At 59.6% G+C, this 1425-nt stretch carries 1 protein-coding gene; it reads right to left on the reverse strand.

Going from position 1 to position 1425, the window contains the following annotated elements; translation table 11 throughout:
• Nucleotides 1-397: 397 nt before the first annotated feature.
• Nucleotides 398-1425 (reverse strand): methyl-accepting chemotaxis protein (locus V6C07_RS12590; RefSeq protein ID WP_333536822.1); only part of this gene is annotated, 1028 nt, incomplete at its 5' end.

Consider the following 1425-nt stretch of genomic DNA (forward strand, 5'->3'; position numbering starts at 1 on the left):
GCGTACGGCTTTGCGGTTGCCGCGTGGCGGCAGGCGGGCAGGCGTGCGCCGCGAAGGATTACACGCAGTGTTGCTGCGTGGTACAGCGTCGTAATGGCGTGGTAAGAACTTTGAGAAGGGAATTCTCAAAGATGCCTTGTTTCAAGAATAGGGGAGTGCCGGATTTTTTGCTACCGTGCAGAGGAGAAAATATCCTGGGCATGCGGGTGCAGGAAAAAAAGGCATGCAATGTGCCGCGGCAGCGCGGGGTCGGGAGACAATGTGGCTCGGACAGCGGATTTATCTGCTGCCTGCCGTGGCGTATGCCAGGCGGAACGCACGCCTGCCGGAGTGTCGCAAACCAGAGCGTTCATGCGGCGCTGCGGGCAGAGAATCTTACCCGCAGCGCCGGTTAACGTCAGGAAAGTTTCATGGTCTTGAGCAGAGCGTCCAGAGTTTGGGAAAGCTCTTTCAGGCCGGAAACGGCGAGGTTGGCGTCATGCATGCCCTGGGCCGTCTTGATGCCGATTTCGTTGATCTCGTTGACTGACCGGTTGATTTCATCGCTGGTGGCGGATTGTTCTTCGCTGGCCGTGGCGATGGCGCGCACCTGGTCGGCGGTGGTATCCACCATGCTGACGATTTCTTCCAGCGCCGTGCCGGACAGGGTCACAAAGGTGGTGGCCTCTTCGATGGACTTTGTGGAGGCGTCCACAGAGTTGACGCTCTGCCCCGCGCTGCTCTGGATGGCCGTGATGGCTCTGGCGACCTCGGTGGTGGAGGCCATTGTTTTTTCCGCCAGTTTGCGCACCTCGTCAGCCACAACGGCAAAGCCTCGTCCTGCCTCGCCTGCGCGGGCCGCCTCGATGGCGGCATTGAGGGCCAGCAGGTTGGTCTGGTCGGCAATGTCTGAAATGACACTCATGATCTGGCTGATATCGGCCGCGTTTCTGTTCAGGGTGTTCATGTCGTTTTTGAGCTGAAGCGACTGGCTCTGCACCGTCTGGATGCAGTTGACAGATTTTTTTACGATTTCAGCGCCTTGTTGTGCTTTTTCGCGTGTACCCATAGCCATGTTGGCGGCCTGTTCCGCATTGCGGGCCACCTCAAGCACGGTGGAGTTCATTTCTTCCATAGCGCTGGCGGTTTCGCCCACGCGCATGGCCTGCCTTTCCGCTCCCTGATCCGACAGCGCGATGATGTGCGCCAGTTCGTGGGATGCCGCGGACAGCTTCGTGCCTACTTCTTCCACCTCGCGGGCTACTTCCATAACCTGGCGTTGGGCCTGCAGCATCTGCGTCTGGTCTGTCATGAGCGCCAGCACGGCGTCAGAGCCGTAAGGCAGGGCCGTGTAAAACATGTCGATGGGCGCGCCGCCGGAAGGATGCGACACGGTGCTCATGTCCTCTTTGCGCCCGCTGGCAAAGCACTGATCCGCAGCGCAAC

This window comes from Desulfovibrio sp. 1214_IL3152 (assembly GCF_036763055.1).
Classification (GTDB): Bacteria; Desulfobacterota; Desulfovibrionia; order Desulfovibrionales; family Desulfovibrionaceae; genus Desulfovibrio.